12 protein-coding genes and 2 pseudogenes are annotated in these 19946 nt (G+C 66.1%); 3 read left to right on the top strand and 11 right to left on the bottom strand.

Translation table 11 applies throughout. The features are described from left to right. Positions 1-16 precede the first annotated feature (16 nt). Positions 17-1156, bottom strand: coding sequence for a YdcF family protein (locus QP181_RS09120; protein WP_277984450.1), 1140 nt, complete (start codon positions 1154-1156; stop codon positions 17-19). A 5-nt stretch (positions 1157-1161) separates the two neighbouring features. Continuing rightward, positions 1162-3717 carry a TonB-dependent receptor gene (locus QP181_RS09115; RefSeq protein ID WP_333928329.1) on the bottom strand — a complete coding sequence of 852 codons (2556 nt, stop codon included), beginning with the start codon at positions 3715-3717 and terminating at the stop codon, positions 1162-1164. A 113-nt stretch (positions 3718-3830) separates the two neighbouring features. Between QP181_RS09115 and QP181_RS09110 the strand changes: the two genes are divergently transcribed. Then, a complete protein-coding gene (locus tag QP181_RS09110) occupies positions 3831-4949 on the top strand; it encodes an ROK family transcriptional regulator (protein WP_333928328.1) in 1119 nt (372 codons plus the stop codon). Here QP181_RS09110 and QP181_RS09105 read toward each other — a convergent pair. The 3 genes from QP181_RS09105 to QP181_RS09095 all read right to left on the bottom strand — a co-directional run bounded on the left by QP181_RS09105 (position 4924) and on the right by QP181_RS09095 (position 7646). After that, positions 4924-5211 carry a hypothetical protein gene (locus tag QP181_RS09105; protein ID WP_333928327.1) on the bottom strand — a complete coding sequence of 96 codons (288 nt, stop codon included), beginning with the start codon at positions 5209-5211 and terminating at the stop codon, positions 4924-4926. The two genes, QP181_RS09110 and QP181_RS09105, sit on opposite strands and share 26 nt — an antisense overlap. 10 nt (positions 5212-5221) lie before the next feature. After that, entirely contained in the window at positions 5222-5998 is a 777-nt protein-coding gene (locus tag QP181_RS09100; RefSeq protein WP_332754458.1) for an SDR family NAD(P)-dependent oxidoreductase, read from the bottom strand. Between the two features lie 88 nt (positions 5999-6086). Beyond that, positions 6087-7646 carry a GH39 family glycosyl hydrolase gene (locus QP181_RS09095; RefSeq protein ID WP_333928326.1) on the bottom strand — a complete coding sequence of 520 codons (1560 nt, stop codon included), beginning with the start codon at positions 7644-7646 and terminating at the stop codon, positions 6087-6089. A 258-nt stretch (positions 7647-7904) separates the two neighbouring features. Between QP181_RS09095 and QP181_RS09090 the strand changes: the two genes are divergently transcribed. Next, positions 7905-8810, top strand: a complete 906-nt coding sequence (locus QP181_RS09090; protein ID WP_333928325.1) for an SMP-30/gluconolactonase/LRE family protein — start codon at positions 7905-7907, stop codon at positions 8808-8810. Positions 8811-8951: 141 nt separating this feature from the next. On the opposite strand, the gene QP181_RS09085 is transcribed toward QP181_RS09090, so the two are convergent. From QP181_RS09085 to QP181_RS09070, 4 genes and pseudogenes are all read right to left on the bottom strand, one after another. After that, positions 8952-9425 carry a cupin domain-containing protein gene (locus QP181_RS09085; protein ID WP_333928324.1) on the bottom strand — a complete coding sequence of 158 codons (474 nt, stop codon included), beginning with the start codon at positions 9423-9425 and terminating at the stop codon, positions 8952-8954. Beyond that, positions 9422-10423, bottom strand: a pseudogene (locus tag QP181_RS09080) (Gfo/Idh/MocA family protein); the annotation flags it as partial. The pseudogene QP181_RS09080 and the gene QP181_RS09085, both read right to left, overlap by 4 nt. Before the next feature lie 159 nt (positions 10424-10582). Further along, positions 10583-13600: pseudogene (locus QP181_RS09075) on the bottom strand (TonB-dependent receptor domain-containing protein); the annotation flags it as partial. 166 nt (positions 13601-13766) lie between these two features. Continuing rightward, positions 13767-16850: a glycosyl hydrolase family 28-related protein gene (locus tag QP181_RS09070; protein WP_443027532.1), complete on the bottom strand. Its 3084-nt coding sequence runs from the start codon at positions 16848-16850 to the stop codon at positions 13767-13769. 230 nt (positions 16851-17080) lie between these two features. On the opposite strand from QP181_RS09070, the gene QP181_RS09065 reads away from it, so the two are divergent. After that, on the top strand, positions 17081-17608 hold the full coding sequence (locus QP181_RS09065; protein WP_333928323.1) for a gluconokinase: 528 nt from the start codon (positions 17081-17083) through the stop codon (positions 17606-17608). A 32-nt stretch (positions 17609-17640) separates the two neighbouring features. Here QP181_RS09065 and QP181_RS09060 read toward each other — a convergent pair whose 3' ends face one another. Both QP181_RS09060 and QP181_RS09055 read right to left on the bottom strand, forming a co-directional pair. After that, positions 17641-18318: a FadR/GntR family transcriptional regulator gene (locus tag QP181_RS09060; RefSeq protein ID WP_132741607.1), complete on the bottom strand. Its 678-nt coding sequence runs from the start codon at positions 18316-18318 to the stop codon at positions 17641-17643. Between the two features lie 43 nt (positions 18319-18361). Next, entirely contained in the window at positions 18362-19720 is a 1359-nt protein-coding gene (locus tag QP181_RS09055) for a GntP family permease (RefSeq protein WP_333928322.1), read from the bottom strand. Positions 19721-19946 lie beyond the last annotated feature (226 nt).

Here is a 19946-nt window from a genome sequence, read left to right as displayed (position 1 = left end):
CGTCTGAAATATTCGCTCATGGATCGAGAGGATCGCGCGGATCTTGTCGTAGGGATAGCCGCGACGGTTGAAATTCCAGGTCGTACGCTGACAGGCGCCGCCCAACGGTCCCAGGCAGATAGCCCAGTTCCGTGCGGTTGCGGTCGGTGAAGGTCTGGCTTTCGATGTATTTGCTCTGCTCGGCGTCGGTCACGATCAGCGTCGGCCGATCGAGCGGGATGCCCAGCGCCACCATCCGCCGCGTCGCGTTGCGCAGGTTGGTGGTCGTATGCCGGGCGTAGGGCTCGAGGATGACGCGGTCGGCGGGGATGCCGTAGCGCTCGATCAGGGCGCGGCGGATCTCGACGGCTTCGACGAACCGCGTGCCGCGCGGATGCACCGCGCTGCCCGAGACGAGGATGAACGGTGCGAGACCCTGGCGATAGCGTTGCGCCGCCAGCAGCGCGTGGAGCTTGCTGCGCGGGCTGAGTTTAGTGCTCGTATCTTCAGGACCGACGCCGGGGACGATCAGCAGCGAGTAGCGGAACGCCTTCCAATCGGTCCGCGCGGCAAGTGTGCGTGCGCCTGCATTCTCGCGCTGGTCGAGCGGTTCGAACCGCGTCGCCGCCGTCGCATCGTTGGCATCGAGCAACGCCACAGCCAACCGCACGCTGGCCACGATGGTCGCGGGCGGCGCATCGGACGCGGCGCGCGCGGTATCGATCGCGACCTTCACGCTGTCGGTGAAGAACGGCGTGTCGGTGGCGAAGATCGGTCCGTCGATCTTCGGGTAGCGTCCGGGCAAGCCGAGGCCGTAGACCCGGAGGACGACGTTCAGTGCCTCAAGCTCCTGATCGATGCCGGCCGCCACTGGCAGGTCGGCATTGGACTTCGGCCGCGCGCCATTCTTGGACAGACTGGCGACGACCATCGCCCGGTCCTGATCGGTCCAGATCGTCGCCTCAATCACGCAGGCGGGTACGCCACCGCACGCGGCAATCCGTCGCGCCCGCGTATCGAGCGCGCCAGCCGGCAACCGCCCCAGCGCGCCGAGCATCGGAAACAGCCGCTCCGACAAGGTGTCGACGACCGTATCGCTAACCGCCACCGGTGCGGACGTTTCCGCCCACACCGGAGCCGCCGCCGTCATCGCCAACGCCGCGAGTATCAAACGCAAGCCCGTCACCAGGACTTGCTGACCACGAGGCGGACGTTGCGACCGAAGATCGGGCGGCCGTAGATCGCATCCGCGGTACCTTGGCCGCTCAACTGATCGGTGCGCGTGTTGCCCTCGGTCAGGCCCTTCGCGTTGAACAGATTGTCGCCGACGACCTGCATCTGCCACGTGTCGTGCGTCAGCGTGAGCCCAGCGCCGACCGTCTGATACGAAGGCAGGGCAGTGTTGTTGAAGAAGTCGACATAGCGTTTGCCGGTATATTCGTAGCGGCCGTACAGCTGCACCGAGTTGCCCGCGACGTCGAAGTCGACCGAGGGGCGGATATTGCCATAGACCTTCGGCTCGCGGACAATCTGGTTGCCCTCGACGTCGCCCGCACTCGCGCCGTTGGCGTTGACGAGGCTTTTATACTGCGGATCGCTGATCGTCAGCGCGCCGGTCACCGCGAAACCGTAGGGCAGCGCGAGGTTCCCGTCGATCTCGATGCCCTTGATCTCGGCCTTGCCGACGAACGGCACCGACTGGTCGTTGCGGCCGGTGACCGGGTCGAGCGCGACGAACGACGCATTGAGCGGATTATAGCGCGTATAGAAGCCGATCAGGTACAGATACGACCGGCCGAATGCTGCCTTCAGCCCGACCTCATACTGGTTCGCCTTCGACGTGATGATCGTCGGGTTGATCTGATACGTCACCTGCGTCGACGGCGGCGTTTCGAGATGCGACGCGCGGGCATAGGCGCCGAGATGCTGCGTGACGTCGTAGTTGATTCCGCCCGTCCAGTTGGTGATGCTCGGGCTCAGCTTGGAATTGATGATCTGCCCGGTGAATGCGCGGACCGCGTTGTCGGCGAGCGTGTTAGGATTGCCGAGGTTGGCGGAGGTGGTCGCGAAGGCATAGCCGTTGAAGCTGTACCGTTCGTGGCGGACACCGCCGTCGAGCGTCAGGCCCTTCGTCAGTTCCCAGGTGTCGTTGGCGTAGAGCGCGTACATCTTGGCGTCGGTGTTGCCGCGGTTGAGCGTGGTCGTATAGCGCAGCACGCCGTTGTCGGTGATCGAACCGACCGCCTGGCCCGCGGCGTTGTACGCGATCAGATCGAGCGTCCGCGGCTTGCCTTTCACCTCGAGCAGATAGTCCTGATACGCGACCTCGTTGGTCTCGCCGTACAGGCTGCCGTACACGCCGACGCGGAGATCGTGCGTGCCGAACCCGGTCGCGATCGAGCGCGTGACGCTCAGGTCCCCTTGCGTCGAATAATATTTCGAGACGACGTCGCGGAACTGCGCGGGGACGACGAGGCCGGAGGCGGCGTTGGGGTCATAGACTTCGGCGCCGTTGGTGCCCGCGATCGCATAGCCGAGCCGGGTCACGCCCGCGCCGAACGCGGTCCGTGCCGCACCGAGGTTGCTGGCGGCATAGGCGTTGGCGTCCGAGGGATTGCTGGTCGAATACAGCGCGTTGAAATGGAGCTTGCCGACGCTGACGCCGCCCTTCGCCGCGACCTTCCAGCCGTCATAGTCCGCGTCGTACTGCACGCCGACATTGCCGAACTGCGTGTGACGACCATTGCCGAGATCGGCGTCGACGTTGCGCGTCGTGCCGTCGGCCTCGCGGAAACGGATGTTCGCGTTGCGCAGCGCGGGCGAGTTCATCGTGCCGCTGAAGAAATCGATATACTGGTTGAGCGACTTGCTCGGATCGCGCGGGTCGGCGGTCGGGATCGGCAAATAGAACACGTTGTGGTCGTTCAGGTAATTGCCGGACACGCGCAGCGATCCGTTGCTGAAGTCGTGCTTGATATTGGCGCGGACCTGGCCGCCGCGATCGTTGGGGAAGCCGTTGTCGCGGTAGCCGTCGTGGCGACGCAGGAACCCGCCGATCGCGTAATAGGTCGAGTCGTCAATCGGGCCCGCCTGGTACGCGTCGAGCCGGTACAGCCCGGTATCGCCGAGCGTGACCTGTGCCTTGCCGCGCGTCGTATCGGTGCCCGATACGGTGATGTTGTTGACGATCGCCGCGGCATAGCTCGCATAAACCGGGGCAGGGCCGCCGCGCACGACCTCGACGCGCTGCGTCATCAGGTCGAACCGGTTGATGCTGTCGCCGCGGAAGAAATTGCCGTCATTCTCGTGGAACATCGGCAGTCCGTCCTGCTGGAAGGTGACGAGGCCACCGTCGCTCGGCAGGCCGCGCAGGCGGATGATGTTCTGAACCTCACCGCCGGTGTTCTCGACCGCGAAGCCGGGCAATTTGCCGAGCAGGTCGGCGAAGTTGATCGGCGCTAGCTTCTGGATGTCGGCGTTGCTGAGCGAGTTGACCGCGTAGGAGACGTCGAAGCGACGCTGCTGGCGGGCGGAGCCGGTGACGATGATGTCGCCGCCGGCGTCAGGCGCGGCGGCGTCGGGTGCGGATGCTTCCGGGACTGTATCAGCCGGAACTGCATCGGCCGGGGGCGTGGCCGCAGGCGGCGTGGTGGGGGCGGTCTGGGCCCAGGCCGGCGACTGCGCGGCGATGCTCAACGCGAGAATGGCGCAACCCGTGCGCAAGCCAAATTTGGTCATCTGTTCGTCCCCAACCCTGTTCGTTGCCACGCCGCTGGACGTGGAATATGACGATTTTAATTAATTTCACGAAATAAACTAATCGACTATCGGCAGCGTCAAGGGAGCGGGCGATGGCTTATGCGAAGCTGAGACTGGACGATGACGAGCGGCGGATCATCCAGGTCCTGCGCTCGGTCGGTGCACGATCGCGCAAGCAGCTCGCCGCCGATCTCGCGATGAGCGCGTCGAAGCTGACGCGGCTGTCGAGCAACCTCCTCGCGCACGGACTGATCGAGGAATGTCCGAGTTCGGAGCCGGTGACGCCCGGTCGGCCCGCCGTGCCGCTGCGGATCTCGCCCGATGCCGGCTATGCGGTCGGTGCGATGCTCCACCGCGGGCTGATGGAGGTGGCGCTCGTCGACTATGCGGGCGGGGTGATCGCGCACAGCTCGCAACCGTTCGACGATCCCGATCCGCGTGTGTTCGCCGCACGCGTGACGGCGGCGATGCACGCCATGGCGATAGAGAACCGCCTGCTCGGACGGCGGCTGCTCGGGGTTGGGATCGGCGTGCCCGGGTCGTCGCTATCGCCCGAGGGGAACCGGCGCTGGACCGTCGACAGCCTTGGGGCATGGCGCGGGATCGATCTGAAGACGCTGTTCGAGGAGCATATCGGCCACCGGATCTGGATCGAGAACGATGCCAACACCGCCGCGCTGGCGGAATATTATGTCGGTGGGCTGATGCGGCGCTGCTCGACCGCGGTGGTGATCCTGCTCGGCCACGGGATCGGCGCGGGGATCATCGTCGAGGGGCGCATCCTGCGCGGCGCGATGGCGAGCGCGGGGGAGATCGGCTGCCTCTATCCCAACGACCGGCCACGCCCCTCGACGCTCGACCTGTTGATGACGTTGCGTGAAGCCGGTTGCGATATCCACTCGCTGGTCGATTTCGAGGCGGTGGTCGCGGGGTACGAGGACGTTGTCGATGCCTGGGTGCGCCGTGCCGCCAGCCAGATCGCGCCAATCATAAACTGGGGGTTGGCGTGGATCGATCCGGGCGAGTTCGTAATCTCAAGCCCGCTGCCGAACCGCATCCTGCGTGCGCTCGTCGAGCATATCGACTTCGGCGCGATGCACATCGGCGATCATGTCAGCGGCGTGCCGATCATCTCGGTGTCCACGCTGGAGGGTGCCGCCGCGACGATCGGTGCGGCACTCCTGCCTATCCACGCGACGGCGGTGGCGTGAGCCGCACCGGATCGGGCGTGTAGCCGAGTATGAAGGCGATCACGGTTTCGGCGGGCATCTCGCAGGGGCGTAGCAGGGGCCGGTCCGCCAACCTGTAAAGGTTGAAACTGATCCGTGCCTTGCCGCCCAGGTGTTCGCCCCAGACCCAGCACCGCCGACGATCCGCCGAAAGATCGACCGTGACGCCCCAGCGACGGCCAGCGAACAGACCCTCGCTATAGCCGGTCGGCAACCGGTCGAGCGCAGCGAGAAACGGATCCACCGGTGCCGTGTCAGAGCGTGTCGATCACGCCGCCATCGACGCGCATCGCTGCCCCCGTGGTGGCGGAGGCAAGCGGGGAGGCCAGATAGACGACCATGTTCGCGACCTCCTCGACCGTGGCGGCACGGCGGATGATCGAGCTTGGTCGATGCGTCTGGACGAATGTCGCGGCGACCTCGTCGATCGGCTTGCCGGTCTTGGCGCGCTCGTCCTCGAGCATCGCCTCGACGCCTTCGGACAAGGTCGGGCCGGGTAGCACCGAATTCACCGTCACGCCGGTGCCTGCCATCCGCTTGGCGAGGCCCCGTGCGAGCGCGACGTCGGCGGTCTTGCTGACGCCGTAGTGGATCATCTCGACGGGAATGTTGAAGGCGGATTCGGACGACAGCAATACGAGGCGTCCCCAGCCGTTCGCCGCCATGCCCGGCAGGTATGTACGGGCCAATCGGACGCCGGCCATCACGTTGACCTGCCAGTGCCGGTCCCAGGTCGCGTCGTCGACGTCGAAAAAGTCGGCGGGTTGGAAGATGCCGAGGTTGCTGACGACGATATCGGCGTGCGGCACCGCGGCGACGAGCACGTCATGACCGTCGGCGTTGCCGAGGTCTGCGGCCACCCCGCGCGCATTGCCGCCGATCTTCTCGACCGCCATGTCGACCTTCGCCTGCGTACGGCCATTGACGATGACGGTCGCGCCCGCCCGTGCGAGCCCTTGCGCGATGCCGAAGCCGATGCCTTCGGTAGAGCCGGTGACGAGCGCGGTCTTGCCGGTAAGATCGATGCGCATGACGGTGTCCTGTGGTCTGTGCGGGGTGGTGCTCCAATCCTCGAACGCGACGAAAGTGTCCGACTGTTTGGGCCGGATCGCGCTCGGTTCAGGCCGGTGTCAGCTCGATCATCACGACATCGTGATCGCGCATCGGCAGGTCGATCGTCGCCTTGCCATCGGCGCGGACCCGAAGCGTGCTGGTGGTCGGCAAATCCCGCGTCGCTGCCTGCAACTGCGCAAGCTGCGCCCCGGTCAGCGCCGCGGGCCTGCCCATTTCGAGATACGCGGTATAGGCATCGTTCTGGCGAAAGCCGGTGCGGCGTACCGTGACGCGGTACGATCCCGGCTTCAGGTTGCCGAGCTTGATATCGAGCGGCGCCGCGGCGGCGGGAACGCGGACCTTGGTGAAGAACGGGCGATTGCTCACGGGCTGATCGGGCAGGACGTCGCGCCATGCGAGCAGCTGGATCGTCCGCCCCTTGATCGCGGCGATGCTCTGGGCGTCGCCGGTCGGCACTTCACGGTCGCCTAGCTCGGCGAGGTATTTATAGGCGAACCACGTCGCTTTGCGCACACCCTGCGGCGTCATCAGCCCGAAGCCGCCCTCGAACGGCTTGGCCTGCGGCCCGGGTTCCTCGAACAGGTCGCTGAATGTCCAGTAGCTCATGCCCTGCGCCAGCCCCTCGGTGCGCCGCAGCTTGGAGAGCACATAGGCCGCGCCGAGATAATCGTCGTGGATCGGATCGCGTGGATTGTAGCTGGTGCTCCACTCGGTGAAGAACAGCGGCAGTCCGGGGCGGCCGGCGGCATCGATCTGCGCGCGCACGGCGCGGACGTCCTTCACGACGGCATCGGGATCGCGCGACAGTTTGTTGTCGCCTTCGCCCTTCTCGTCGAGAAAGCCGCCCTCGACGCCGTAGGTATGCGTGCTGACGAAATCGACCGGGAGCGCATTGGCTTTCGCATAAGCGAGAAATTCGGGCACCCAGCCAGCGCCTGCGGTTGCCGGTCCACCGACGCGCAACGCCGGGTCGATCGCCTTGATCGCGCGCACGGTGCGTTTGTAATAGTCGAAATAGGCGGCTTGATCGGCGCCTTCCCAGAAGCCGGCGAGATTGGGTTCGTTCCAGAATTCGAAATACCAGCTGCGGACTTCCTTGGCGCCATAGCGGTCGATCATGTGACGCGTGAACGCATCGACCAGTGCGGTCCACTTCTCCGGCTGGGGATGCGAGGTGTTGCCCTTCCAGTAGAAGATCGTCTGGTCGGACGTTTTCATCGCGTCGGGCGTGAAACCGAGTTCGACGAACGGCTTGAGCCCCATGCCGAGCAACCGGTCGTAGAGCCGATCAAGCTTGCGCCAGTCGTAGACCGGCTTGCCGTTCACCTCGCGGTACACGCCCAATTGGTCCGCAAAGACGTTGTGGAAACGGATGTAGCGGAAGCGCAGGTCCTTCTGGACGAGCCCGAGCTGCGCCAGACTGTCCTCGCGTTGCAGCGTGCCGGGAAAATCGGCGCCGATGGAAAGCTCGGCCATGCGGTCGCGCGGCGTCGTCGGTGCCTGTACGTCGACCGCGATCGTACGCGCGGTGGCCGCGAAGACCGGGCTGGCGAGAACGACGCTGACTCCGAACGCCGTGGCGTATCCCCATTTCGGTATCGACACAGTGATCCTCTCGCTTTTATCGTAGCATCTTGGGCGATAGCGCTACCAAGTGCAACGCGGAGGATGACGGCATGACGTGGGAACCAACCGGACAGGGTCGTTCGTCGTCCGAAGTGCGTAACGGCATCGCGCTGGATCGACGCAGCGTCATGATCGGCGGACTGGCGCTGCTCGGCTCCGCGCGCCGCGACGGCTGGCGCTGCGGAGGCGCGTGCCGTCGTCCCGCGGATCGTCCGTCTGTCGCCGGCACTCGACCGCATGATCGCGCCGAACGCGGTCATCGAGACGATCGCCACCGGGATTCGCTGGGCAGAGGGGCCGTTGTGGGTCGAGGCCGGCCAAGACTCGGGAGCGTATCTATTGTTCTCCGATCCCGCGGCCAATATCGTCCGGCGCTGGCGCAAGGGTGGCCGTGCGACGCCGTTCCTCGATCCGTCCGGCGCCGGTGGAGCCGATCCCAGACGAGTCCGAGAGCCGGGCGCCAATGGTCTTGCGCTCGATCGGGCGGGCAAGCTTCTGATCGCGAACAGCGGCGGCCGCTCGATCGACCGCGTCGACCTGGTCACGCGCCGTCGCGAGGTGCTGATCGACCGGTATCGCGGCAAGCGCTTCAACAGCCCGAACGACCTGCACGTCGCGCGCGACGGTGCGATCTACTTCACCGATCCGCCTTATGGACTGGTCGACGGCGACGCCTCGCCGGACAAGGAGATGACGATCAACGGTGTCTATCGCTGGACCCGCGGCGGCGGCGTCGAACTGCTCGACGGCGGCCTGACGCGCCCCAACGGTATCGCGCTGTCACCCGACGAACGGCGGCTCTACGTGTCGGTATCGGACGAAACCGCGCCGCGGATCATGGTCTATGATCTCGACGCCAGCGGGCGACCACGACGCGCGCACGTCTGGCTCGATGCCAGGCCGATGCAGGCGCGCGGTGGCGTAGGGCTGCCCGATGGCATGAAGGTGGCGCGCGACGGTACGCTGGTCTGTTCGGTGCCGGGCGGGATGATGATCCTCACGCCCGAGGCCGAACCGTTGGGGCTGATCTCGACCGGGGCGCCGATCGCGAACTGCGCGTTCGGCGAGCGGGGGAGGGCGCTGTACCTGACTGCGAACGACCGCGTCCTGCGCGTGCCGCTGCGGCCTGGTTGGCAGGGGTGACCTTGATCCCTGAATTTTTCCCGTGGCGGGGGGGCGAAGCGGCGGAGGGGGAGGCCTACGCAACCGAAGCCATTCCTTACCGCCCCCTCCGTCAGGCTGCGCCTGCCACCTCCCCCTGGCGGGGGAGGATTAGAAGGTCCCTCACCGCCGCACGGGCAGCTTCGTGCCGAGCAGGACGAGGCGGCCGCCGGTGATGCCGAACCAGTGCGGCACGCCCGCCGGGATCAGCATGACGTCGCCCGGCTTCAACGTGCGCGTGGTGCCGCCGACGATGCGGTCGCCTTCGGTGAGGTCGGGCTTGACGGATTTTGCTGCCTCTAGCGTGCCACCCGATATCAGCGTCCCGGCACCGGCGATGACGATCGCGTATTCGGCCTGGTCCGGATGCACGGCAGGGCGTCCCGGCGTCTTCCAATATTCGAGCGCGGCCACCGTTTCGCCGTCGCGCACCAAGGGCTGCCACGCAAAGCCCTGTCCAGGCTTCATTGCCTTCGCCATCGCCGCGACCTGCGCCGTCACGTCGGCACCCGAAGCGAAGGCGGTGGGATCCGTGGTCTGCGCCGTTGCAGCAACCGACACGAGCGCGAGGGCAACGGCCACCAGACGCGCGATCATGCGCGACCGTCCAGGCGGATGGTCCGCCCTTCGCGCGCGGAACGGTAGATCGCCTCGACGATGCGCATGTCGCGCAGGCCCTCTTCGCCCGACACGATCGGTTCGCGCCCGGTGCGGACGCAGTCGACGAGGTGATCGAGTTGCCCTGCGAACTGCGTCTTGCCGGGGCCGGGCGGCGGCGTGACCGCGCGCTCGCGGCCGTCCTTGCCGACCCACATCTGGTTGCCGTCATAGCGCGTTGCCGGCTCGAGCTCGATCCGGCCGGCGTCGCCCATCAACAGGATGTGGTTCTGGTTGGCGCTGTACATCGACTGGCACCCGGCAATTGCGCCCGAGGGGAATTCCAGCGTCCAGTCGATCATGTCCTCGACCTCGGTAAAGCGCGGATCGCGGCGGTCGGTGGATTCGCGTGCGGTCACCGCGATCGGTTCCTCGCCGGTCATGTAGCGCGCCGCCTGGAGGCTGTAGATGCCCATGTCCATCAGCGACCCGCCGCCCGACAGCGCGCGTTTCAGCCGCCATTTCGACGGATCGCGCTGGACGAAGCCGTGCTCGGACCGGACATAACGGATCTTCCCCGCGGCGCCGGTATGCGCCAGCCGCATCGCCTCGAGGTTATAGGCCTCGAAATGGCAGCGATAGCCGATCATCAGCTTGCGGTTCGCGGTCTTGCACGCGGCGATCATCGCCTCGCATTCCGCGACCGAGACCGCCATCGGCTTTTCGCACATCACGTGCTTGCCCGCCTTCGCCGCGCGGATCGTGTACTCGGCGTGCAGCGCGTTGGGCAGGCAGACATAGACGATGTCGACATCCGGATTGTTTCGGATCGAGTCGAAATTGGCGTAGGAATAGACCGCGCTGGCGGGCAGGCCGTGCTCGGCGGCGACCCGCTTCGCCTTGACGGGATCGCCGCTGACCACGGCGGCCAGCCGGCTGTGCGTGCAATTGGCGAACTGGGGTATGATGACGTCGAGCCCGTACGAGCCGAGCCCGACGATTGCATAGCCGAGCTTGCGGTCGGGCCGCCCTGCGCCGCACGCCGCCGAACTGAGCGCCAGTGCGGCGGCGGACAGGATGATATCGCGTCGTGCAAAATCCATGAAAGAGCGTCCCGGCGTTTGGAAGGATAGGCGATCCGGACCCGTCAGAACCGCGCGTACGCCGATCCGGTAGAACCGGCCCAATGTGTCGTACAATGCCGGGTTCACGTCGAGCCCCGTATTGGTCTGTGGCGACGGTTCGGGATCGTGATCGAACAGATTGTCGACCTTGAAGAACATGCTGACCTGCTTGGTGACGTTCAGCGCGCCGCCGACGTCGAAATAGAATGCGCCCTTCATCTTATTATAGTCGATCGTCGGGTTGTTCGCGGTCGATACCGGGCAGTTGCCGGGCTGGCAGACGACATATTGATGGCCGATCACGCCATCGCTGAACCAGCGCTGCTGCAGCGTGAGACTGAACTGATCATTGTCGTAGCTTTCGGTCGCGAGCCATTTCCAGTCGGGGGTCGCACCCGAATTGGCACCCGCCGTATCCACGGGAATGGTACCGGGCAGGCCGGGATCGGTTACGTACTTCATGACGTGGGTGGCAAGCGCCCGGACCGTGAAATTGCCGTCGATCCCGAGCGGCTTGCGCCACTGATAGCTGCCCTCGATGTCGAAGCCGTTGGTCTTGATCGACGCTAGGTTGAAGGACTGCACGTTGACGAAGTTCGGCCCGGCGGTGTTCTGAAGATTGAACGCGCTGCAGGTGTCCGTATTGCCCTGGAAGCAAAGATTGACGATCTGCGCCGCGGTCAGGCTGGAGACGACGTCCTTCAGCTTGATCGTGTAATAGTCGAACGACAGGCTGAGCCCAGGCAACCATGTCGGCCGCGACAGGACGATGCCCGCCTCGGTGCTGCGCGCGATCTCGGGGCGGAGCGCCGAATTGCCGATCGTGTTCTGGATGATCAGCACCTGCGTGTTGCGGAACGGGTCGGTGAAGTTGGGGACGGTCGTGGTGGTCGGCGCGGCGAACAGCTCCGACAGGTTCGGTGCGCGAACGTCACGCGACGTCACCGCGCGCAGGCGGAAGCCGTCGAGCGGCGTCTCCCACGTGCCGCCGACCTTCCAGGCATAGACCACGCCCGAGGTCGAATAGCGCGTGGCGCGTCCCGCGGCGTTGACGTTCGCCCGGCCCAGCGTCTTGGAATCGAGGATCGGCAGGTTCATCTCGAGGAAGCTCTCGAGAACCGTGTATTTGCCCGTCCCGTTCTTGTAATTGCCCGCGTACCAATTGCTGCCGATCGTCGAATTGAGGTTCGGATCGGACGGATACAGCGTCGAATTCGGACTGACGTCGGAAACGCCCGCGCCATACGGATCTGCGTTGACGCGGTAGAACTCACGGCGCCATTCGATACCTGCCGCCAGCGCGAGCGGACCTGCCCACAAGGTGATCGGCTCGCCCGAGATGCTGCCCGCGGCGGCATCCTGGGTCTGCTTGGTATGCTGGAACGGTCCCGCGGCCGGCGTGATGTACGCCAGCGCCGCCGCCGACGGCGTGGTGCCGCCGAAGATGTTGATCGGCTGACACCCGGCGGCGCGCGCGGCCGCATCGGCGCAGACGATCTGGCCGTTGATCCGCGTCGCGTTGATCGCCTGGTTGTAGCGTCCGGTCAGGCTGACATTGTCGACGTTGATGTCGGTGATATTGATGCCGTGCTCGTACGATGCGTCATAGGTCCAGCTGGTACCCAGCAGATCGGACTTGCCCTTCAGGCCCCCGACGAAGCGATATTGGCGACGATCGGTGTTGACCTGGATGTTCGGCAGGATCGCGTTGCTGAGGCCGTACTGGAAATTGGTGATGCCGTTCGCCGCACAGGCTGCCGAGATCGACGCGGGCAGATACGGGTTGGCGCACTGGATGGTCAGCCCGGTCTTGGATGCGCCAGGATTGGGCTGGTTGTGCGTCTTCACCTGCGCGACGTTGGCGGTCATGTAGACCTCCATGTCGGGCGCGACGTCGTAGCTGATGCGCGTATAGCCGTTGAGGCGCTGGATCGCGGATTGCAGCGACGTGCCCGATCCGACATGCCCCGACTGGTCGCCGCCGACGCAGAAGCCGACATAGCAGCCGGTGACGTTGCCCGCCGCGTTCTTCGCCGGCACGCCGTTCGAGCCGTAATTGAACGCGAACGGCTGGCCGTTGACGTCGAACGCGGTGCCTTGCAGCGGCCCGGCGCTGATCAGCCCGTATTTGGTGTATTGATAGGCCTGGCCGTGGTCGCGGTAGAGGAGCTGCGGCGAGCCGTTGTTGCGGATGCCGGTGTCGACCAAGGTCGTCGCGCGGTACCAGTCGCGGCTGCCGGCGAGATCCTCGCCGAAATTGCCGGGGCCGACGCCCTGCTCCTTCGAATATTCCCCGCTCAGGATGACGTGGAGCTTGTCGTTGGCGAAGCTCTTGCCGACCGCGGCCTGGAACAGCACCTGGCCGTCATCGCCGTAGGTGGTCACGCCGGTCTGGACGTTGGCCTTGAACCCGGTGAACTTGGTGTCGGTGATGAAGTTGATCACGCCGCCGACCGCGTCCGAGCCATAGGATGCCGAGGCGCCGCCAGTGACGATGTCGACGCGCTTGATCAGCAATTGGGGGAACTGGCTGATGTCGGGAACGCCGGTGACGTTGGCGCCGACGACGCGCTGGCCGTCGAGCAGCGTCAGCGTGCGGATCGTGCCGAGGCCGCGCAACGAGAACGAACTCAACCCCTGCGATCCGCTCGATGTGCTGAAGGTGCCCGTGGTGGCACCGGTCGAGCCCTGCAGCGAGGGCAATTGCGCCACCGTCGTGAAGATGTTGGGTTGCGCGTTCTTGAGGATCTGCTCCTCGCCGATCACCGTCGTCGGCGTCGGCGCGTTGAAGCCGCTCGACGTGATGCGCGTGCCGGTGACGACGATGTCGTTAACCGAGGCGGGGGCCTGCGCGTCACCGGCGGGGCTGGCGGGGGAGGCTTGCGGCGCAACCGGATCGAGTGTCGGCTCGGCCTGGTCACTGACCGGGGCAGGCGGCGGTGCGACGGTCTGGGCCGATACAGGCGTACAGGCCAGCACGGTCGCCAGCGCGACCAGGCTGGTAGCGATACCATCAAATCGTCCAAACGATAGTCGGTCGCGCGTCGCCATTGTCATCGATCCATCCCCTGTGCCCACGGTACGTGCCGGTGATCCGGCTTGTCAGTCCATCGTGTCTACCGGGGTCTACCGCATCGTGACCGGCGCGGCATCTACGACCAAGGTCGCAATCTGCGCCCTATCGACGGAGCACAGGGTCGCGAGGGAAGGGCGGGGCTCAGGGGCGGGCGGTATAGAGCGCGTGATGCGTCAGGATGAACAGCGTGCGGCCGTCCTCGCCGCCGAACAGCAATTGCAGCGGGCGGTCGGGCACGTCGATCCGTCCCTGCTCGCGGCCGTCCGCCGCGTAGACGAAGACCTGACCATTGGCGACGTAGACGCGACCGTCCGGCCCTGCCGCGACGCTTTCGCCGCCACGCGAGGCGAACGGTCTCAGGTCGGTGATCGCGCCGCCGCTCCCAAGCAGCCCGCTATAGGTTCGATCCTCCGATCCGTTGACCAGGTACAGACGCTCGCCGACGCGTCCCGTGACCAGCCCGTAGGTGTCGAGCGTATCGGAAAAGCGCCAGCCAAGATGATCGGCCGGTCCCTGTTGCCAGACCCGGTAGGCGGGCAGGGCGAGGCTGCCATCGGCCGATACGTATTCGAGCGGCTTGGCGACCCCGACATCGCGCGCAAACATCTCCGCCAGGGTCGTGAAGTGATCGCGCGTCGCGTCATATTGATCGCGGAACTCGCCATTGTTCCATACGCTCCCTGGGAGCACGACCCGCGCGTTGGCGTGGGGCCCGACCGGCGTCGGCGTGATGACCTTGATCGCCTGCGGAGCCTCGGGTCGGAGGCCGTATACCGTCGCGGCCGGGCCCGCCGAGGACAGCACCAGCAAGCCCCCCGAACGGTCCACCGCGAGATTGACGGGATCGAGCGGCGCATCCGCGACGATCGACAGACCCTCCGTCTCGGACCAGCCATGGATCCGGTGGAACTGGCGATCGACGAAGTACAGCTTGCCTTTCGCATCGACCGCGCCGCCGCCCAGCGAGTAGAAGCCGTCCGCAACCTTGCGGACGTCTGCCAAGGGCGACGCGGCGGCGGGGATTGGTGCGGTCGTGACGTCGAGCACGGCAAACTCGCGTTCGCGCATCACGCGACCCTGCGTGATGTCGACGATCGCATTCTCGTACGGATATTTGCTCGCACGCAGATAGGTCCCGCAGCCGTTCGCGTCGCACGTCGAGAAGCCGCTTTCGGCGTTCACATGGACATTGCGGAAACGAATGTCGGTCGATCCGTACAGAGTCACCGCCGCGGGTGCCGGTTCGAGCGACCGCGTCACGCGGTAGGCATGGAGGTTGGCGAACAGGATGTCGCGCGAATTGCGCACCTCCAGCGCGACCGCGGCGCGGCTTTCACCGGCTTCCTCCTCGGTCTGCGGGGCGAGGAACTGCCAGTTGCGGACGCCGTCGAGGACGATCTCCGCCCGCCGGTGATGCTCGGCCGACATCTGGTACACATAGCCCGGCGTGCTCGTGTTCGAGACGTGGAGCCCGGCCTGCGCGTAGGTGTTCGGCGTCCACACGCCATTGAACGTGCCGCCGCCGCCATCCGTCACCCACAGGCTCGCATATTGCCCGTCCCAGCGCTTGGCCGGATCGAGGTCGGCGGTATGCGTCGCGTTGTAGGGATCGAAGCGCGTGCCGTCGGCGCGAAAGCTGCCATGCCCGCCGCCGAACTTGACGTCGTCGACCAGCGATTGTTCGCCGGCGCGCCACAGCAAGGCCGTCGCGCGCGGATTGCGTCCACCGGTCGACAGCCCGAGCCCGGAAACGATCGCCGCGCCGCCTTTCGCACTTTCGATCAAGGCACGGGCGCTACCGACGCCGCGATAGGCGGGGCTGTCCTCCGCGAGCACGATCTGCGTCAGGCTGGGGTGGAGGCCGATCAGGACAGTGTCGGCGCGTAGCTTCAACGTATCGGTGACGCGGTAGAAGCCGGCGGGGAAATACAGCACGCGGTGCGTATCGATCGCGCGCTGCAGCGCCGCGGTATCGTCGCTGGCATCGTCACCGCGGGCACCGAGATCCTTGACGCTCGTCCAGGCCGAGACCGGCGGCAATGCACGGATGGCCGGTTTGCGCGACGGCGCAGGCGAGGACAGCGGCTTCGGATCGAACCGTGTCGCAAAACGCCCCGTGGTACCCAGTGCGGGCAGGGTCAGTCCGGCGGTGAATTCGCCGACCCGGTATCGCGCCGTCGGGCCTGCCAATGTCCGACCGCTGACGCGAAACTGCGCGAACACTGGTGTCGCGTTGGCCACGGCATTGTCGAAACCGATCTGCGTATAGGCGCTGCCTTCGTTGCTTATGATGATCCCCGCCTTGGTCACGCCATCGAACCGGACGTCCTTGCCCCACAGCCAGTCGCCATAGCCGCGGTCGATCTCGACCCCGACGGGCGTGTTGCGGAACACCGTGTTGACCAGAGTGAGCCCCGCTTCGTGTTCGCGGATACCGGCGTCGCGCTGGCCATCGAAGACCGAGTCGAGCAGCGTGTACTGCCAGGCGGGGGAGGTCTTTTCGGTCAGGATCCCGTACCGCCCGCCATAAAAGCGCAGGTCCTGGCCGAGATTTCCGACCTGGTAGATCCCCGCGAGCGCCGAGCCGAGGTGGAAATCGATATGGCTCAGAAACGCATGCTGTGCCGCATGCGCGCGGACCGCGGTGGCAGCGGGATTGCCGTCGCCGATCATGAAGTCGATATTGGACAGCGCCGAATAGAACGTGCCCGAATTCGCATCTGCGATATCGGGCGCGAACGGAACGCTGGTCGGTGGCGGGACCGCCACGGGTGGGGCAGGGCGCGCGCCCGGCGGTGGCGGCAAGTTGCCGGTGAACATGACCATGCTGCCCACGCCACGCTGGAAACCGGGCGTCGCGCTGGCCAGCATGAGCACCGGACGCGTCTTGCCGACCCCGAACAGGCGGACGCCGGGACGCAGATACAGGGTGCGGGTGATCCGGTAACGCCCGGCGGGAAGGAAGACGAGGCCGCCGGCGCCGCTGCCCTTGGTCGTCGCCGCGGCGGCATCGATCGCGCGCTGGATCGCCGGGCCGTCATCGGTGACTCCGTCGCCGCGGGCGACGACGGTGATCGCGCGCGGATCGCTGGGGGCGGTCGCGTAGACCGATCGCGACGGCACGGCGAGGGCGCTTGTGGAAACGCTCGCGAGCAGCAGCGCCGCTGCCACACGCGGCAGGGCCATGAGCGGCGGAAAGGGCATGATCGCAGGTCTGGCCGTCATCATCGGTCCCTTTCGGCGTGCGCGTGAAGTTTCGGCACATCATGCCCGATAGGCGGTCGCGTCGGCTAGGACGACTGCGACAAAGGTCGTAATGGCCAAGCCCGTTGCGCCGTCCGATAGCGTCGTAGCGGGACAGTCGACGAGGGCGCGTGGTGCAAGCAGAGCGAGATACTTCCGGAAATCCGCATGACGGCCTTGGCAGGGGCATTCTTGGCAGGGGCATTGTCGTCATGGGCGTCAGCGGCAGCGGTAAGTCGACGCTGGCGGCGTATTTGGCGGAGAGGCTTCATTGCCCGCTGCTCGAAGGCGATATGTTCCACACGCCGGCAAGTATTGCCAAGATGCAGTCGGGGCACCCGCTCGACGATGCCGACCGCTGGCCGTGGCTCGACCGCCTCGGGGCTGCGCTCGGCGATGCTGCGCTGGGGGCTCGGACCGAGCAGAGTGGCCTCGCGGTGGCCGCCTGTTCCGCCCTGAAACGCAGTTACCGCGAGCGTCTGTCAGCGACCTCTGCCGTGCCGCTGTCATTCGTGCTGCTCGATACGATGCCCGCCGAGATCGCGCGTCGGCTTGCCGCGCGGTCTGGACATTATATGCCGGCAAGCCTGCTCGACAGCCAACTCGCTACGCTCGAGCGGCCGGCAGCGGATGAAAACGCGCTGATCCTCGATGCGAGCCGGACGCCGGATGCGCTGGCGACAGAGGTGCTGGCCTGGCTAGGGATCACGACGCCCCTGCAGGAGCAACGGCGCGGCTGACCTGCGCACCGAACGAACCGACAGGTACCGCATCACGGCATCAGCCGCTTGCGCCCCTGTGACAAATGCCAGCGCATCGCGAGCGCGGCGCCGTCCGCATCTTCCGCACGGATCGCCTCGACGATCGCGTCATGCTCGTCCATCATCGCCCCGATGACCTCGGGCGGGCGCGAGCGGGAAATATCGACGCCGGCACGCAGGATCCGCATCACCTCCTCGTGGAGATGGTCGAACACCAGCAGGAACGCGGCGTTGGCGGTCGCCTCGACGATCGCGCGGTGCAGGACCCAGTCCTCGTCATGCGCGGGCGCGTTCGACAGCAATGCGCTGCGCAACGCCTCCAGGGCGCGTTCGATCGCCTCGAGCTGATGATGCGATCGGCGCGATGCGGCGAGCCGCGCGGCCTCGGCTTCCAGCACGAACCGCACTTCATAGGTGCCGAGTGTCGTCGCCAGCGCGTCCATCGGCATGTGTGTGCCGAGCCGTTCTGATGGGCGGCGCTTGACGTACGACCCCGCACCGCGCCGCGCCTGGGTGATTCCGTCCGACGCCAGCCGGGCCAGCGCCTCGCGGACGATCGTCCGTGACATCCCGAAGGTCGCCGCAAGCTGTGCTTCGGAGGGCAGCCGATCGCCGACCGCAAGCTTGTCGTCGGTGATGATCCGGACGATCGCCGTATAGGCGCGATCCGCGAGCCGTAATTCGGTCACGACCGCATTTCCTGCAGTGGCATATACCCTGATCCCGGCATCGTCAGACGACATAGCTCAGCGCCATCACCAGCGCGAGGCTGACCACCGAGATCGCGGTCTCGAGCAGCGACCAGGTGCGGAACGTGTCCGCGGTACTGGTCCCGACATAGCTCTTGACCAGCCAGAAGCCCGGATCGTTGACGTGGCTGAAAAATACCGACCCGGCGCCGATCGCCAGCACGACCAGCTCGGGCGATACCCCCGAGCTGGCGACGACGCCGGGCATGATGCCGACCGCGGTGATCGTGGCCACCGTCGCCGAGCCCGCAGCGAGCCGGATCGCGACCGCCACCAGCCAGCCGAGCAGCAACGGCGAGATCGCGTACATCATCACCGTCCGCGCGAGCAGGTCGGACAGGCCGGCGGTCACCAGCACCTGTTTCAGCGCACCGCCGGCACCGATCGCGAGCAGGATCGCGCCCGCCGCGCCCATCGTCTCGTGCCACACCGCATCCTGGATCGCCGCCTCGCGCAGCCGCCGTCCGAACAGCAGCGGCAGCGCGAGCAGGTTCGTCAGGAGCAGCGCGACGACCGGATTGCTCGCCGCGACCAGGCCGGGCGCGCCCTTCAGCGTCGGGATCATCTGACCCAGTTCGCCGGTTGCGATCAGCACGACCGGCAACAGCACGATCACCAGCGACAGCAGCCGCGAGGGCGTGGCGATCGCCAGTCCGGTATCGCGCAGCACCGGCGATGCCAGTCGCACGCCGCGGGTGGTGAATTTGGCCAGCAACGGTCCGGCGACGATCGCCGTCGGGATCGCGATGAGGATTCCGTAGAGCATCGTCAGCCCGAGGTTCGCGCCGAGTGCCTCGACCGCAAGCAGCGGGCCGGGATGCGGTGGCACCAGCGCATGCACCACGCCGAGACCCGCCAGCGCGGGCATGATCAGCCGCAGCTTGGCCTGATCGCGCGCGGCATCGCTGGTTCCCGCGGTCATCGCGGACATTTCCTCCGCAGCCGCAACGACGATCGGCAGTAGCAGGACCAGCCCGGTCTCGAAGAACAGCGGCAGTCCGATGACGATCGCGATGCCGAGCGTCGCCCATGGCGCAGCGCGGGTGCCGGTCAGGTTCAGCGCGCCCTTCGCAAGCGACGCGGCGGCGCCGGACAGATGCAGCATTGCCCCTAATGACAGCCCCAGCGCGACCACCAGACCGGTGCCGCCGATGATGTCGCCAACGCCCTTCTGGACCGCCTTGGCGACGTCCGGCAGCGGCAGCCCCGCCAGCAAACCAACCGTGAAGGCGCCGCACAACAGGCCGATAAAGGGATGTAGTCGTCCGCGGACGATCATCACCACGGCAAGCAGGATTCCCGATAGCGCGGCAATGATCAGCCTCAGGTCGCCGCCGATCATCGGCGAAGATCCCTGGGTCGTACGAGACGCGTGCATGGTGGCGACATCGGCATCCTTCCCTGCGATCCGACGGTGTGTTCACCTGTCGAGTAGACCCGATCTGTAGGACAGGTATTTGCGATCTGCCAACAGAAAAGGCTTGATACGGCGATGAACAGCGGAGCATAGTATAAACCTGTCCAACCGAATCTGTATAAAGCGGAGCGGCGGATCGAAAACTACGAGC

Origin of the sequence: Sphingomonas sp. LR55 (assembly GCF_036856015.1) — a bacterium.
GTDB lineage: Bacteria > Pseudomonadota > Alphaproteobacteria > Sphingomonadales > Sphingomonadaceae > Sphingomonas.
Note: the sequence above shows the minus strand (reverse complement) of the source record. Positions and strands in the feature narration are given on the sequence as shown.